The 15,284-nt window shown below is 43.8% G+C and carries 21 protein-coding genes; 8 read left to right on the forward strand and 13 right to left on the reverse strand.

Translation table 11 applies throughout. The annotated features are described in order from the left end of the window. The first annotated feature begins 4 nt into the window (after positions 1-4). Both pyrF and pyrE read left to right on the forward strand, forming a co-directional pair. The gene (gene pyrF / locus COPRO5265_RS06235; RefSeq protein ID WP_012543627.1) at positions 5-712 is read left to right on the forward strand and encodes an orotidine-5'-phosphate decarboxylase; all 708 of its coding nucleotides are present in this window, start codon (positions 5-7) and stop codon (positions 710-712) included. Continuing rightward, positions 709-1,296: an orotate phosphoribosyltransferase gene (pyrE, locus tag COPRO5265_RS06240; RefSeq protein WP_012544302.1), complete on the forward strand. Its 588-nt coding sequence runs from the start codon at positions 709-711 to the stop codon at positions 1,294-1,296. Before pyrF ends, pyrE begins: the two co-directional genes overlap by 4 nt. Here the strand turns inward: pyrE and COPRO5265_RS06245 are convergent. Then, positions 1,291-2,367 (reverse strand): trans-sulfuration enzyme family protein, encoded by a 1,077-nt coding sequence (locus COPRO5265_RS06245; protein ID WP_012543457.1) that lies wholly within the window; start codon positions 2,365-2,367, stop codon positions 1,291-1,293. The genes pyrE and COPRO5265_RS06245 overlap by 6 nt on opposite strands. A 3-nt stretch (positions 2,368-2,370) precedes the next feature. Further along, positions 2,371-3,156: a metallophosphoesterase family protein gene (locus COPRO5265_RS06250; protein WP_012544607.1), complete on the reverse strand. Its 786-nt coding sequence runs from the start codon at positions 3,154-3,156 to the stop codon at positions 2,371-2,373. A gap of 174 nt (positions 3,157-3,330) precedes the next feature. Here COPRO5265_RS06250 and COPRO5265_RS06255 point away from each other — a divergent pair, with 174 nt between their 5' ends. The 3 genes from COPRO5265_RS06255 to COPRO5265_RS06265 are packed head-to-tail and all read left to right on the forward strand — an operon-like array spanning position 3,331 to position 5,582. After that, entirely contained in the window at positions 3,331-4,230 is a 900-nt protein-coding gene (locus tag COPRO5265_RS06255) for a cation diffusion facilitator family transporter (protein WP_012543620.1), read from the forward strand. 56 nt (positions 4,231-4,286) lie between these two features. Beyond that, a complete protein-coding gene (locus COPRO5265_RS06260; protein ID WP_041735803.1) occupies positions 4,287-4,907 on the forward strand; it encodes a histidine phosphatase family protein in 621 nt (206 codons plus the stop codon). Positions 4,908-4,967: 60 nt separating this feature from the next. Beyond that, positions 4,968-5,582 (forward strand): histidine phosphatase family protein, encoded by a 615-nt coding sequence (locus COPRO5265_RS06265; RefSeq protein ID WP_012543828.1) that lies wholly within the window; start codon positions 4,968-4,970, stop codon positions 5,580-5,582. A gap of 261 nt (positions 5,583-5,843) precedes the next feature. On the opposite strand, the gene COPRO5265_RS06270 is transcribed toward COPRO5265_RS06265, so the two are convergent. Both COPRO5265_RS06270 and COPRO5265_RS06275 read right to left on the reverse strand, forming a co-directional pair. Then, the gene (locus COPRO5265_RS06270; protein ID WP_012543499.1) at positions 5,844-6,884 is read right to left on the reverse strand and encodes an alanyl-tRNA editing protein; all 1,041 of its coding nucleotides are present in this window, start codon (positions 6,882-6,884) and stop codon (positions 5,844-5,846) included. After that, on the reverse strand, positions 6,881-7,609 hold the full coding sequence (locus COPRO5265_RS06275; protein WP_143708127.1) for an HAD family hydrolase: 729 nt from the start codon (positions 7,607-7,609) through the stop codon (positions 6,881-6,883). The genes COPRO5265_RS06270 and COPRO5265_RS06275 overlap by 4 nt, the downstream gene beginning before the upstream one ends. Before the next feature lie 40 nt (positions 7,610-7,649). Here COPRO5265_RS06275 and COPRO5265_RS07495 point away from each other — a divergent pair, with 40 nt between their 5' ends. Further along, complete coding sequence (locus COPRO5265_RS07495) at positions 7,650-8,096, forward strand: Fur family transcriptional regulator (RefSeq protein WP_083760233.1); 447 nt, start codon at positions 7,650-7,652, stop codon at positions 8,094-8,096. Here the strand turns inward: COPRO5265_RS07495 and COPRO5265_RS06280 are convergent. The 8 genes from COPRO5265_RS06280 to COPRO5265_RS06315 all read right to left on the reverse strand — a co-directional run bounded on the left by COPRO5265_RS06280 (position 8,066) and on the right by COPRO5265_RS06315 (position 13,654). Further along, positions 8,066-9,052 (reverse strand): carbon-nitrogen hydrolase family protein, encoded by a 987-nt coding sequence (locus COPRO5265_RS06280; protein ID WP_012543675.1) that lies wholly within the window; start codon positions 9,050-9,052, stop codon positions 8,066-8,068. The two genes, COPRO5265_RS07495 and COPRO5265_RS06280, sit on opposite strands and share 31 nt — an antisense overlap. Beyond that, on the reverse strand, positions 9,045-9,545 hold the full coding sequence (locus tag COPRO5265_RS06285; protein WP_236608199.1) for a hypothetical protein: 501 nt from the start codon (positions 9,543-9,545) through the stop codon (positions 9,045-9,047). Before COPRO5265_RS06285 ends, COPRO5265_RS06280 begins: the two co-directional genes overlap by 8 nt. A 64-nt stretch (positions 9,546-9,609) precedes the next feature. Then, complete coding sequence (locus tag COPRO5265_RS06290) at positions 9,610-10,227, reverse strand: hypothetical protein (RefSeq protein WP_041735805.1); 618 nt, start codon at positions 10,225-10,227, stop codon at positions 9,610-9,612. A 55-nt stretch (positions 10,228-10,282) separates the two neighbouring features. Then, the gene (nagA, locus tag COPRO5265_RS06295) at positions 10,283-11,215 is read right to left on the reverse strand and encodes an N-acetylglucosamine-6-phosphate deacetylase (protein ID WP_012544420.1); all 933 of its coding nucleotides are present in this window, start codon (positions 11,213-11,215) and stop codon (positions 10,283-10,285) included. A gap of 64 nt (positions 11,216-11,279) precedes the next feature. Beyond that, positions 11,280-11,639 carry a LapA family protein gene (locus COPRO5265_RS06300; protein ID WP_107689501.1) on the reverse strand — a complete coding sequence of 120 codons (360 nt, stop codon included), beginning with the start codon at positions 11,637-11,639 and terminating at the stop codon, positions 11,280-11,282. 3 nt (positions 11,640-11,642) lie between these two features. Continuing rightward, a complete protein-coding gene (locus tag COPRO5265_RS06305; protein ID WP_012543528.1) occupies positions 11,643-11,849 on the reverse strand; it encodes a DUF3783 domain-containing protein in 207 nt (68 codons plus the stop codon). A 41-nt stretch (positions 11,850-11,890) separates the two neighbouring features. Continuing rightward, a complete protein-coding gene (locus tag COPRO5265_RS06310; RefSeq protein ID WP_012544119.1) occupies positions 11,891-12,832 on the reverse strand; it encodes an NAD-dependent epimerase/dehydratase family protein in 942 nt (313 codons plus the stop codon). A gap of 129 nt (positions 12,833-12,961) precedes the next feature. Next, the gene (locus tag COPRO5265_RS06315) at positions 12,962-13,654 is read right to left on the reverse strand and encodes a phosphoribosyltransferase (RefSeq protein WP_012544758.1); all 693 of its coding nucleotides are present in this window, start codon (positions 13,652-13,654) and stop codon (positions 12,962-12,964) included. 80 nt (positions 13,655-13,734) lie between these two features. On the opposite strand from COPRO5265_RS06315, the gene COPRO5265_RS06320 reads away from it, so the two are divergent. Then, positions 13,735-14,280, forward strand: a complete 546-nt coding sequence (locus COPRO5265_RS06320) for a biotin transporter BioY (RefSeq protein WP_012543921.1) — start codon at positions 13,735-13,737, stop codon at positions 14,278-14,280. Positions 14,281-14,330: 50 nt separating this feature from the next. Then, entirely contained in the window at positions 14,331-14,522 is a 192-nt protein-coding gene (locus tag COPRO5265_RS07695; RefSeq protein ID WP_407636608.1) for a DUF2905 family protein, read from the forward strand. Here COPRO5265_RS07695 and COPRO5265_RS06325 read toward each other — a convergent pair. Then, entirely contained in the window at positions 14,463-15,119 is a 657-nt protein-coding gene (locus COPRO5265_RS06325; RefSeq protein WP_012543934.1) for a DedA family protein, read from the reverse strand. The genes COPRO5265_RS07695 and COPRO5265_RS06325 overlap by 60 nt on opposite strands. Positions 15,120-15,284 lie beyond the last annotated feature (165 nt).

Below are 15,284 nucleotides of genomic sequence, written 5' to 3' on the forward strand. Positions count from 1 at the left end.
GCATATGAAACCCAATTTGGTACTGGCATTGGATTTTCAAAAAAGAGAGTGCATTGACTACTGGATAGAGCAAACACAGCACTTATTCGACTGGTACAAAGTCGGCATGGAGGCCTTCTACGCTCAGGGTGACTACACCATCGCTAAACTGTTTGAGCGCGGCAAACACATTTTTCTGGATCTTAAGCTCTCAGATATTCCTAACACCGTTTACAAGGCCACAAAAGCCCTACTATCTCGCTATCCCATCGACATGATAAACGTTCATGCACTTAGCGGTAGAGATACTTTGTCAGCTTTCAAAGAAGCCTTAATGGAGATGGCCGATCTTTACAAAAAACCCATTAAAGCTATTGGTGTTACCCTGCTCACTAGCTTATCTGAAGAAGATCTGCAAATGCTTGGACTTACCAATATAGAGCAAACTGTAATGACCTTGGCTCACATTGTTAAAAACGCAGGCTTAGACGGTGTTGTTTGTTCCACAAAAGAGGCTCCACGGATAAAACAAAAACTAGGCGAAGAATTTCTCACAGTCACGCCAGGTATACGCTTTGACCAGCTTTCACCTCATGACCAGAAACGTACCGGTACTTTGCAAGAAGCTGTAAAAGTATCTGATTTCATCATTATTGGTAGGGCCTTAACCGAAGCCCAAAATCCTCAAGAGGCTATAAGAACTCTGCAAGAAAGGTGGGAACAACTCCCATGAGAGTCTTGGAAATTCTTGAGAAACGTGGAGCTATTTTACATGGGCACTTTTTACTTGCCAGTGGCAAACATTCTGACGTTTATGTACAGTGTCAAAGGGCTTTTGTTTATCCTGAAGACACCGCGTTCATAGCCAAAGAACTTATTGGTAAAGCGCAAGAGCAGTGCGACATAAAGAACATTGCAGGCGTAGTTTCGCCTGCGCTAGGTGCAGTAATCATTGGCTACGAAGTAGCAAGGCAGCTAGATAAACCCTTCCTCTTTGCCGAGAGGGAAGACGGAAAGCTCACCTTCAGAAGAGGGTTCGAAATACAACAAAACGGGCATTACCTCACAGTAGAAGATGTGTTCACCACGGGCGGTTCTACCTTGGAGCTCATAAACTTGGTAGAAAACATGGGTGGCCTCGTTGATTATGCACTAGCCGTAGTTCAGCGTCAGAAAGAAATAGCCCTGCCCGTTCCACATGACAGTCTTATATTCTTGGATCTACCCCTCTATGAGCCAGAGAACTGCCCTTTGTGCAAAGCTGGTATACCTCTAGTCAAACCAGGAACAAAGCAGCAACAAAAAACCTCATCATAGAGATCCTAAAGCACTAACTATATCAGCATAAAGGCGATCTGGGGACTCCATGCCCACGTAAAAACGGATCAAACCGGGATTAAGTCCCCAGCTTTCAAGTACTTCCACCCTGTAGGATGCCAAAAGAGGAGTGACCACAGGAATACTTCCGCCCCAGAATACGCCTTTTTGGAACAAACTTAGGTTATCGATGAAACGCGCTATATCCAAGAGACTTATGTTTAATTCCAGGGTGACAAACCCGCCCATTTTAACGGACTTCCCATTAGTGTCCCGTGGGTAGTAAACTTCTTTCACCATTGGGTGTGCACTAAGCATGCTTTGCAGCTGGTAAACATTAGATCTAATTACCTCCAACCGTTGGCGCATACTTTCCATTTCCCCGATGAGGGCGTTGGCATCCCAAGGCATCATGATACCCCCTAAAGTGCTACGTGCCATTTCCACAGGCTCTTTCCATCCTTCACTGCCCAGGAGAGCGCCACCAAGGATCCCACTATCCCCTGCCGGGTATTTACTCAATGAAATAGCAACTAAATCAGCAAATGGGGTAATTTTCTCATAACCAAACCCAGCACTGTTGTCTACCATAACGCTAACCTGATACTTATCTGCTAAGCCCTTAATCTGCTCCAAGGGAGGGCAGGTAAGCGTAAAGGGTGCAGGCATTTCTAAGTAAATAAGTTCTGTATCTGGAGTGATTGACTCCTCGAGAGCGTCCACATCATTAACGTCCGTGAATGTGCATGAAACACCAAAACTCGGCAAATACTCTTCAAACAATAGGCGCGTAGGGCCATAGATTTCCTTTTGGACAACCACGTGGTCTCCTTGGCTAAGCAAAGCCAAAAGTCCAGTACTTATGGCCGACATGCCACTAGAGAAAACCCACGCAAAATCTGCTGGTTCACAGCTTAGTAGAACCTGCTCCAATGCTTCCAGGGTAGGGTGACCATCTCGAACGTAGAAATAATCTTTCGAGTCACCGTAAAGTGCTGCCTGCATTTCTCGGAAGGAGTGGAAAACGAAAGACGTGGTTTTGAAGAGAGGCTCTCTTAAAGGTTTTGACATAACTCAAGAACTCTCTTCTCGCACGTCCCAATCTGGACCGCCTGTCAAGATCACGGTTTTTAGCTTCCGCTTGCTTTCCTCACTTATGGGCATTCTGCCGATCTTTTCTGCAGTGGAAACCCTGTCATAGTCCAAACGTCTAAGAGACACGGAACCATTTTCTATAACCGCATAAGATGCCATGGGAATGTAATCACGAGGTTGTCCAACCGAACCCGGATTAAGAAATAGCAGCCCATCAACGTTAACAAAAAACTGTTCATGGCTATGCCCTACCAAAACAAAATCGTACTCGTTTTTCTCATCAGTGGAGAAAAGGTTGACCAAGCTGTGAGGATTTACGTTCCTAGCAGCTTCAGCCTCTCCTTCGAAGCTACCTTTATCACAAGCCCTCAAATACTTGTAAAGTGGATCAGAGGGTGCTGCATGAGTAGCCAAAAGTTTGTACTTGCCGACTGTCCAAGATTCCATTGCCCTAAGGCTTTTCAAGTACTGCTTGTTCTCTTCAGTCAGTGTTTTGACTGTGTAATTCATGCGCGTTTCCACGCTTAATTCATAGAACATCAGACCACACTGACAACTGACGCCGTATACTGCAGCATAATCGTGATTTCCTATTAAAACCTTGGAAGTAACATTCTTTAAAGTATCTATTACCTCGTTCGGAGACGGCCCATAGTCCACGAAATCCCCTAAAAAGATAACCTCGTCTGCGTCAGACTCCTTATCAAGAACCGCGCGCAAGGCTTCAAGATTGCCGTGCACATCACTCATTACCAGTATTTTCATACCCATACCTCACAAGGTAGCTAAGTATTATCATTATTCTAATTGACAATCTGTCTTCATAAAACACATTTGAAAGAGTTTCATTTAGTATGATTGCTACTAAGCTGTCTAGAAATATGTTACAATCTTAATTTGTTTAGCGCTTGGAATTCCTTTAGGAGTTGAAAGACGACTGTGAAAACTGTACGAGATTATCAACCTGCAGAGCAGACTAGAAAATCGTATGTAAAAGCCTTCTACATAACTATAATTGGAAACCTGCTGCTAGTCGCCGTAAAGGCGGTAGTAGCAAGCTTGACAGGAAGTGCCGCCCTGTATGCAGAAACTGCGAATTCTGCATCCGATGTGGTTTATTCGCTACTAATGGTATTTGGGCTGTGGATCTCTCAGAAGCCACCTGATCATTCCCATCCTCAAGGACATAGCCGTTTCGAACCATTAGTTGGACTCTTAGTCACATTCTCCATGGCCTTTGCTGGTTACCAGGCAGCATCCACTTCAATTTTGAAGCTGTTAGCTGGGGGCATTGCTGTCAAACCAGGCTTACCTACTTTGGTTTTAGTGATGACCGCCATCACAAAAGGCGTAATGTACTATGCCATCTTGCAGTTATCACAAAAAACACAAAGTCCAGCACTGCATGCCACAGCACAAGATAACCTTACCGATGTCATGACTTCGTCAGCAGCTTTTCTGGGTATCCTTGGTTCATATTATGTTTCCCCACTGTTAGATCCCATAGCTGGCTTATTGGTTTCAGCATGGATATTTAAGGCAGTCATAGGATTGATATTGGAAAACATAAAGTACATCACAGGTGGGTCAGCTGACAAAGATGTAGTGGAGCAAATTCTTCATATAACTAATTCAGTACCGGGTGTGCTTAGGGTGCACGAGTTGGTAACTGAATATGTTGGACCTCGCCTAGTGGTTGAGATGCACGTGAACGTTAGAGGCGATTTGCCTCTAACAGAAGCTCACCGCATAAACGACGAAATTGTTAACAGAGTTCTGCACAACGTCCAGGATGTGGATAGGGTTTACGTACATTTAGAACCAGAAAACGAAAGTTAGCCTATAGTTAACACTCCTTTTAAACCTTAAATAGAAATCAGTCATACAATGTGGCTATGCAGATATATTTACTCAGACACCCCGAAACCGAATGGAACAAACAAGGACGATTCCAGGGACAAACAGATATACCAATAAATGAGACAGGTATGGATCAACTTGAGCGAACCCTCCCCTTCCTTGCCACCTTGCCAGTGCAAGTTATTTACAGTAGCCCCCTTAAGAGAGCAAAAATCGTAGCACAAAGAGTGAGCCGCGCTACAGGACTGCCAATGTTCGAAGATACACGCATTATGGAAGTGAACTGTGGCAGGTGGGAAGGAAAAGTTGCTCAAACTCTGGCAATTGAAGAACCTGAACTATTCAGTTTGTGGAAATCAAACCCCTACGATTTTAGGATCCCTGGAGGAGAAAGCTATCAAGACGTCGAAAACCGTACTAGTGCCTTCTTAAAAGACATTATTAGTGATGAGAAAAACGCTTTAGTAGTTAGTCACGGCATTGCCATAACTACTATGCTCAGATTCGTACTCCAGATCCCTAAAGAGCATGTCCGCGTACTTCACATCGAGAATCTTGGGCTAGCAAAACTGGAAGTAGATGCAAACGCCATTGCATACACCATAGTAAACCCTGCGCTTGAACTTAAAGTGGCTTCTCTTTTGCAGCAAGTGTGAGACACTCATCAAACACTGTAAAAGGTGCCACACCACTCGGAGGTTCGGTATAATTTACCCATGAAGATATTCTTACTCAGACATCCAGAAACTGATTGGAACGGTGAATGGCGTTTTCAAGGTAGGACGGACATCCCGGTTAGCAAGAAAGGTAAAGAAGCCTTAGAAAAGGCTTTGCCAGTCTTATGCAAATTACCCATTGACATTATCTACACCAGTCCTTTACAAAGAGCCAGGATTGTTGCTGAAATGATCAATGAGAGAACAGGCATCCCGTTTGAAGTAGATGAAAGAATTATTGAAGCAAACTGCGGCGAGTGGGAAGGAAGAAAGGTTCCTGAACTTATGAAGGAAGAGCCAGATTTTATGGCAAAATGGTGGGCAAATCCTTATGCTGTTCCCATACCCGGAGGAGAAAGTTACCAAGACGTTGAGAAACGTACCAGTGCACTGTTGCAGGAAATCATCGCCAAGAACACGAACGCCTTGCTTGTGAGCCATGGCATTGCCATAACCACCATGCTCAGATATATATTGGAGCTTCCTTACGAAAAAACATCCATTCTGAGAATCGAAAACCTTGGACTCGCCAAAATTGAAGTAGATGACTTTGGAAAGGGATTTGTCATATCCAACCCAGCAGGTATTCTTGATTTGTTGTCCTTCCCTTTGTAGCTGCTGCCGTAGGCCCCTAGCGTAGCCACATTCTCACCTGTCGATTTGCGTTCCTTATCTCATACTAAGATCTTGACGAAACTGTAACTGTGTTTCCCTTTCTATTTGGTCTCACAGAAACATACCCCAAGTTCCTCTTTTTGAGGAAAACTTTAACCTTTTCCTACCTATTGCAGTGATGTTGTGTACAAAGTTGATAACCTTGCCAAATTGTTTTAACGTCCCAGACCTCTTCGCCCATTTTTGGGGTTAAAAAGCATACTATTTATCATTGTTCGTTAGCTTTCCCGTTATTACTCCTTTTCCACCACCACTGGCACCTTTCTCCCTGAACGCCTCAAAGTGCATGTTAGCATTCGGTCCTCCCATGGCGAAATACCCTTCTTGGTTCACGAGCACAATATCTTTATCCTTCTCATTACAGTACGCAGCTATTTGCTTCATACTTTGCATATCCAATGGTAGGTTTTTCCAAAAGACTTCATCGCTTTGAGCGATTTGGACTTTCACAAGTTCCAACAGATTCTTTTTCTCGAGTTCCAGCTGTTTCTTCTGCTCGAGCAGTTGGAATACCCTCTCTTCAACGTCCCCGGTAAGCAAATTCTTTAGTTTCTGCTCCCTTTCTATGTAATTCTTGGCTATGCGAGCTAACCGGATTCCAGCAGCAAAAATCACTCTGACATAGCGTGTGTTCTTCCTTTCCACCTTTAGTATGGCGAAACCGCCAACGTAGCCAGTATTGGTAACATGCGTACCGCCGCAGGCACACTTGTCAATCCCCTCGATTTCCACAATGCGAGGATGTTCATAGTCTGTGTGTTTCCTAAGCTTTTCATCGACTTCTTCAGTTACATACACACGTACTGGGATTTGCCTTAAGATAACTTCGTTAACCTGACGTTCTAGCTGTGCGTATTTTTCTGGATCCTCATCAGCACCAAGAAGTTCAATTTTTGACTCATCGTCAAAAATCGCAAAACCCTCTGAGGGCCATCCGTAAAGCTGCTCTGCCAAAGCCGAAAAAATATGCTGTGCCGTATGCTGCTGGCTCACTTCTAAGCGCCAAAGCTCGTCTATAACTACGTCAACTTCCACTTCTGTTTTTGGCACTTCACCTGATATGCTTCTAACCTTCCAAAAAGTACCGCCCTTCTCCTTGAATGCCTCATCACTTTCTATGTAAAAACCAGGCCCTTTTACCTTTATTCGGTCGGCAGGCTGCCCACCGCCTCCTTCATAAATGCAAGCCTCAATTTGAAATAGCCCTTTCTCAGGATCGTAATTAAGTAGTTTACCTTTCACTCCAGCACCTCCACGCTAACTTCTAAAAGAGATTGTACCCATGAATCTGCCTCAGGAATACGTATGCCCACAGCCACTGCTTTAGCTCCTGCAGAGTGTGCCATCTGAACATCACCCAAGCTATCACCGAAAACCACTAAATCCTCACAGGGTATTCCCATGAGACTAGAGACCTTTAGAAGCATGTCTGGAAACGGCTTACCTCTCTTCACATCTTCAGCTGAAACTATGATCGGCAACTCTACTTGCCAAAACTTAAACATTTCTTCCACATTTGACCTTGAATCAGAGGTTGCTATCGCCACAGGTACATGCTGGCTTAACAATGTAAAAAGTTCTTTGGCTCCTGGCAAAGGAGAATAAACCATTTCTGGAGATATAACCCTTTGCGCTTCTTCTACAATTTCCTGTGACAGTTTTCTGCACGTGGCCCAATCAATTTTGTGCATGAGCCATATAGCTGCAGCTAGTAAACACTTAGCCTCTTCCATAGTGCACAAAGACAGCGGTGCAATTGAAGGATCTTCATCGACGCCAAAAAGGTCAATTGCCACCTTTTCAACGCATAAACCTTTCTGAGAGGCTACTTTCATATAAAGAGAGAATATCTGTTTCCAAAGGTCAAAGCCTCCCGTTAGAACCCCATCTTTGTCAAAAACCACGCCTTTTACAACAAACTCGTCATTGCCGCAAGTGATTTTTACCTTTCTTGAATTCGTGACCATAGTATTTATTTTAGACTTAAATTGTGATACCATATGATACATGAATGCCATAGAAGATAAAATTGAAAATCTCAAAAACATTATAAAAAGAAACGGCGACCGTATTACCAAGCCAAGGCTTGCTGTGTACGAGTTTCTAGTAAGTAATCAAGGGCATTTTAGCGCCCAACAAATTTATAATGCTATAAGAGAGACGATTCCAGACATCACACTAGCCACTGTATACAATGTTCTTCGATACTTGGCCGATATCGGTGTAATCCAGGAGATCCCAACGCAAACCGAGACACTATATGACGGTACTGAAGTACCTCATGCGCACCTTATCTGCATGGAATGTGGAAAAGTTCAGGACGTCGTGGCAGTCAACATTAATCCACTTATCAAGGCTGCCAAAATTTACCATTGGAAACTAACTCAAAACCCCGTGTCCGTATTCGGCATTTGCCCAGAATGTCAGAAACGGTCTAACGGAAGCTTACTCTGATAGAATTTGCTAAGCTCAGCCTGGAATCGAAAATCCCGTGGCTGTCGCACCCGGTTTAGGCGTTCATAATCCAATACAGCTGTAACAAGTTCCTCTTGATTGTATTTCTTACTCAAAGCGACGATGCCACTTAAATCTTCTGTGTAATCATGTGGAGCATAAACCCCAGCTTTCCCTTCAAATACGTAGTCCCCTAGTTTCCCTACTAAGAAAGATTGAACCGTGAAAACCTGACTAGTCTGAGCCCTTGCCCAAGCACCTCTGATTTGTTCTCCTAAATAGAACGGTGCAGGGTTTGCTGAAGGCACTAAAAGCAAACGTGCCCCCATGTTTTCTAGTATGCGTGATTGCTCATAGTAAGTAGCATCCATGCACACCAAAACACCAGCCTTTTGAGTTCCTAAATCAAATAGTCCTAAGCGAGAACCTCTACTCATACCCCATTTCTCCTCCATAGGCATGAGATGTGCTTTATCCTGAGTTAAAATAACATTCCCTCGTCTGAACACAAAGGTGCGGTTTACCAACTTACCATTCTCCACAAAGGCTAACGTACCAGCCACAATCGTAGCATCAGTTTTGGCTGAGATCTGCGAAAAAATGTCAACATAGGTGGAGTACAGAATTGGAGAAATCATGCTAAGTAACTCCAGGGTGCTGGGGTCATCCAGATCAATAGGCTCACCAGCAATGCCCATTAAAAGGTTTCCGAAGTATTCAGGGAAAAGGATCACACCAGCGCCCTTATCCAGGGCTGCCGTCATGTAACTAGCCACCGAATGAGCAAATTCCAATGCATTATCGTAAAAACGTAAGTTTGTATTGAAGGCAGCAACAATATTTGGATTTTGACTGTTCCTAAGCAGAAGTTGATCAAGAAAACTTCTATAAAGATTTGGGCTGCTGCTTCGGCTAAGCGTCACTTTTAGTCGCTGACGCCTCCACCAGCTAATCATGATTCAGACCCTCCAATAGGTAGCGCTCATATTTAAGGTAAAGATCAGTATTCATGAGCTTTGGCAACATGTATTTCGCCCTAATCTCGTAAACAGCATTCATGGAAATGGATAAAGAACTCTCCAGAGGCTGTATGATACCAGTCCTGTCAGGACTAAGCTCCACAGGCACAATGCCAACAATAAAATTCCCTTCCTCGTGGAAGAAAACCTCAATAGCAACGAGCTGGTTTTCTTGAACACCTATCCACGTTCTATTAAAGAGTTCAAAACTATTCCCGTTCCATGGCCCAAAGCAAACAATTAGGTTTTTCCCTACATACCGTGCATATCTGTAGACAGACATGTCCATAGCAGATTTATGTCCGATAGCAAACCCCCAAGGTTCTTCCCGCACGTCATGTTCAGGATCGACTAAAAAAACACTACTATCATCAACTGTAATATAAAGCTGTTCACCATCAAGCTCAGCGGATATTGTGCCCATCACCATGCATTCATTTTAACGCATTGTTTATAATAGAGCACAACTTCATACGCCACTAACTTGTATAACGCTAACTGTTGAGTTCTTCTTCCAGATCATATGTCTTCTCAGCGTGCACATAAAAGTAGAACAGAGCTTTCCCCAGACTATAACGGTCATCGTCTAGCAAATAAGCATAGGAACTTTCTTCTAAAGGCGAAGAACAAACCTGTCTTTTTTGCTCCCACCAATTGCGCACCAAATCTGTTATGTCTTCGGCTCTTAAGCAAGAAAACCCGGCTTCTACCATTTCTTCTACCAAATAATGTGATTTTGACTTTCTAGTATATGTAAAGCCAATCCTAGCCAAAGACTTTCTCACATTTCCTGGTACTGACCTGGTCATCAAAACATCCGTAGTCAACAACTCTCCACCTAACCTGAGCAATTTATTAGCTGTCTTTGGCGTTAATTCAATACATGTATCGGTAGGCAAAATATGATCAACTAATAACAGATCCAAGGAACTCATATTAAGGACGTTCTCATTGAGTATGATGGTACAGCCATTTACATTAGGAACGACCTTTTGTACCAGCAAACTACTGCCCACAACACCAATGCGTTTAGGGTTCATCGATACGATATCCTTCTTCATCCTGTCGAAGACAGGAGATAAGGCAGCATATTCATCACCATGGCAAGTCAACCGAGTTATCACCTCCTAAACGTACAGTCCTCTTGGACCAATAACAAAAGCACATTCAGTAACTATCAGAAACAGTGCAGAGAGGTAAATCTATGTCCAGTCCTACACTTTCCAAGGGTGCTCTACTAGCCGTTATCCAAAGGTCCTCAAGCGGGATATTAAGCTTGCGGGACAAGCTGATTACACCGTCTTTTAGATTGGTAGCGCTCCCCATTAGAGTATTATCCTCATAGACGGCTCCTTTTTCCACTCTTAGCACGTGTCCGTCTAGCTCATACACCCCATCTTCCAAGCCCATCCCTTCTGTACCATTGGACACAAAAACTACTCTTGAAAGCCCTTTCGCCTTCAGAGTAAGCCCCACAGTAGCAGGATGAACATGTACACCATCTACGATAAGTTCCACATAAGCATCTGAAAACAACGCAGTTCCAATTGGACCAGGTTCTCTATGGTGAAAGAACTTCATTGAGTTGAACAAATGAGTAACCCTGTTGGCGCCAATGGAAATGGCTCTTTGCATCTGTTCGTAAGTGGCACCCGTGTGCCCCAAACTGACCACAACACCATTCTTAACTAGATAGTCGATGACCTCGGCTGCACCTGGCGCTTCTGGTGCCAAAGTAACAATGAGTGGCAATCCTTGGGCTGCTTTCACAAGTTTTTCAGCCTTTTGAAGTGAAGGCTTGATAATGTATTCTACTGGTTGCGATCCATGAAAATCGGGGTTCAGGAATGGTCCTTCTACATGAACACCCAGAATCCGAGCTTCAGCACTTGACTGCTGACGCGAAGCAATTACAATACTGTTTACCGCTTCAAGGATGCCATCCCATGGTGCGGTTCTTGTAGTAGGAAACCAGCCATATATACCGTTAAGTGCAAGGTATTCGCCTATTTCTTTAATGGCATCAATGCCATCCATAACAGACTTTCCAACAGCTCCGTGGACATGACTATCAACCAGACCGGGTAGTCTTCTGATCATATCAGCCTCCTAAGAAGTTTAATTCAATGTTAATAGCATTTCTTTAATATTATAAACTACCGCTTTACTCTGGTTGACCTTCTCCTTTCTGTTCGTTCTCATTGTTGGCTTTGGTTTCAGGCCTAACTGTTTTTAGCAGGTCCTTTGTCAGATTCAGGTCCTCCTGCAGTTTTGATTTCTCGTCCTGCAACTGCTTTATCTCATCTCGCAGGTTCTTCACTGTGCGCCCACGAGCATTGAAACTAGGCATGACGAGCAGAACACCCAATATGACACCAAGGAGCATAGAAATAACCAAAATCAGAGCTGCTGATCCCTGAAAACTCCAAAACAGAAAACTTATTGTGAGTGGAGTAGTGTTCTGCATACCAAACACTACGGCAACTACTGCAATTACCAATATAAGCAATACAGTCCCAGCCAAACCTCACACCCCCTTTTGCTGTTTCATGTATTCATGTTCCTTAAGTACTTCTTCAATAAGCTCAGAAACCTTCCACTGCATGTTCGTCTCAGTAGTTACAGCGAAAACCAAATCTTTGTCGGGAAAGAGTGTCTTGCAGGTCTTTATTAAAACGTGAAGTTCTTCCTCAGTGAATCCGTGAAACAAAAGAAACCTCTCAGATGCTACCATTTCTAACTATCCCTCCTCCAAAATCAAGAAGCAATCGATCTTTACTTGTGTTCTTCAGCGAAAGCCTGAGCGGTTATTTCAAGCCCTTCTTCTAAATCGACCCTTGGTTCCCAACCAAGCACATCTTTTGCTTTCCCGTAGTCCAAACAACTTCTTTGTAGCTCGCCTGGTATGGCAGGGCCATGAACCTTTGGGAAGTCTTTTCCCACGTACTGCTTGAGAAGCCTAAATATGTCTAGCACACTGCTTTCCCTGCCAGTACCAATGTTAAACACACCCACTGCATCGCTACAAGCTGCCTTTATGTTAGCATCCACCACATCTTCAACAAACACAAAATCTCTGGTTTGAGTTCCGTCTCCGTTAATTACGGGGGTTTCGCCAGCAAGCATTTTTTCTAAGAAAATTGCAACTACGCCAGCTTCACCCTTCGTACTTTGCCCAGGTCCATACACATTGCTGTAACGGAGGGCCACGTAGGGCAAACCATGCACCACATGGTAATAATAAAGGTACTTCTCCACAGAAAACTTAGCCACACCGTAGGGCGATAAAGGATTAGGCTCAACGGTTTCTGGCGTAGGCAAAATATCCACATCGCCGTAAATAGCACCCCCAGTGGAAGAAAAAACAAACTTGACCTTGCTTATGTCTTCAGCACTTTCCACTAAGCTCTGCATGACATTTATGCTACCCAAAATGTTTATGGAAGCATCCTCCAACGGCTGCTGAAGGCTTCTCCGAAGGTTTATTTGAGCTGCCAGATGAAATACTACATCCGGCTTAAAATCCTTTATCACACGGCTAGCTTCCAAACTTCTAACATCTAAAGCTATGAGTTGAGCTCCCGAATCCACCTTTGATGCATCGCCCATGGATAAATCGTCTATGACGACTACTTCAGCTCCTTCTGCAACAAGCCTCTTTACTAAATGACTACCTATGAACCCTGCCCCACCCGTTACTAAAGCTCTCTTTTTCAAATTGTCCGACCTCCTAAGAACACTTTTTTAAAAGATCTCCTTGCACAAACGTTCATCAAGTTAAGTATAATTCAATATGCCGTGAATAATCAGCCATATTCCACAGGTTGCATTCCAAACGCCTAGCACTTAAGAAATATTCTCTCCTTTTATGCTGCGATAAAGCTTGGCGACCTCGTCATCAGTAACCTGTTGAAAATTCAAATAAAATTGGCCCACTGCCATGAAATCTTCTGGAATCAACAGAGCCTTAACCTCATCCGCAAGACCTCTTAATTCTTCAAAGGTTTCCGGTGAGATAACCGGTACGGCAACCACTATCTTTTGAGCATTGTTGTTCTTCACAAAGCTAATCGCGGCTTTCATGGTAGCGCCAGTTGCCACGCCATCGTCTGTGACAATAACAATCATACTATTCAAGTTCCCGTAGCTGGAGGAGCCCCTAATGTAATTTAGTTGATCACGCAGCTCGACTAATTTCCTCGCCTTTGTGCCCTCAATGTAATCATCGCTGACTCCATAATGTTCTTTTATCCACCGGTCCACGTATATGCTTCCGTCAGGCGCAACAGCCCCGACAGCCAATTCTGGATCAAAAGGAGCACCTATCTTCTTTATGCCCAGCACGTCCCACGGCAAACCAAGGCACCTGCTTAGCGTGTGCGCCAGCACAGCACCTCCACGTAATATGCCAAGTACAATGGTTTCGTCTCTGCTCTTGTACTCAGAAAGGATATCTGCCAACTTTTGAGCGGCGTCTGTTCTTGAGGTAAACAATGCTACCACCCCACTCTCTAGGTAATACAGGTAGTACAAGTTCATTTTAGTTTAAAACCCAACAAATCAAACTCAATTTCTACTGATATAATGCTAAGCGGAGAAAAATCGGAGGGAGCTATCGTATGAAAACATCTGATCTGACGCACATAGCCCTAGGTACAGCTTTTTTGTGTGTAGCTGCTCAAATCTCTTTGCCACTACCAGTTTTTCCTGTACCCTTTACACTTCAGGTATTTGCGATATTTTTCTTATCCGTACTAATGCCACCACGCCAAAGCCTGATGACAGTCCTAATGTACATCCTGCTAGGAGCTCTTGGTTTACCTGTTTTTGCAGGTGGGAGTTCGGGGATTGGTATTCTGATGGGTAAAACAGGCGGCTTCTTACTGTCTTTCCCTTTCTGTGCGTACTTGATAAGCTGGATGCACAAAAGATTTGATACATACGGATATTGGGTAGGTATTACTGTTGGGCTATGCATTACCTATACTGCAGGAGTATTACAGCTAAGCTTTATATCGAACACACCTTTTAGGGTCATCCTATGGGGTATGCTCCCATTACTGTTAATGGACCTTCTTAAAGCCATAGCTGCCTATACTGTTGCTTACCCAATAACCAAAGTACTAAAGCAACTCATTCCGAGTACATCTGCTAAGGAGGGATGACTGGTATGAGCCAACTCGGAAAAACCTTAGTCATCTTCGGCATCTGCCTAATGATTCTAGGTGCAATTCTATGGGCACTGTCGTCCCTTAACATAAAGGGGATTCCCTTCGGCAGGCTTCCTGGTGACATTTATATCAAGAAAGACAACTTTGTCTTTTATGCCCCCATAGTCAGTTTCTTACTACTTAGCGTGTTGCTCACTGTGGTTATCAACATTATCGTTCACATCTTCTTCAGATGAGTCACGGTTGTTCTTGTACCTGTGCCAGGCTCCCATAACCACCGTCAGACTTGCAAAAGCCAGACCCCAACCAATCAGCATGGCGATGAGCCAATTCTGGCTAGCGTTTGCGCCAAGAATGGTAAGCAATAGTTTTGACCCCTGCCAAGTCGCCCAAAGCCAAGCGAAATTCCAGCTAAACGCTCCCATGGAAGAAAACAGCGTATAAACAGGTAAGTTCATACCCAAAGTACCAGCTAACAATATGGTTGGTGTTCTGATGGGACCAAACCACCTTGAAATAACTACAACCCATGGTCCATACTTGTTAGCAAGGCTACGTAAATCCTCTATATCTTCTGGCTCTAGTCGCAAGAATTTTAGCTTTAGCACAAATGGCTCACCAAGTTTGTTCCCTATTAGATACCCAAGCACGTTTCCAAGAAGATTGGCAAGGCTGGCAAAAATCCAACACGGAACAAAAGGAACTTGCCCTTGTGTTATGAACATCGCCACGGCAAAAAATGCTGGCTGAAAGGGAACCCCGGGCATGCCAGTACCTTCCACGATGAGTAACAAATCAAGCACCAAATTTGCGATCCAAGCGCTACTAAACATAATGACTCCAACTAGTTAGCGTTTCTTTAAATTCTTCAAGCATGCTACCAAAACCTGAATTTCGTATCAAGCCCTTTCTACAGAATAACAACTCTTAAAAACCAACTGATAACGCCATGGTTGGAAACACTGCTCTTTGAAATATCCATTCACCATGACATGAGT

Origin of the sequence: Coprothermobacter proteolyticus DSM 5265, from assembly GCF_000020945.1 — a bacterium.
Lineage (GTDB): Bacteria > Coprothermobacterota > Coprothermobacteria > Coprothermobacterales > Coprothermobacteraceae > Coprothermobacter > Coprothermobacter proteolyticus.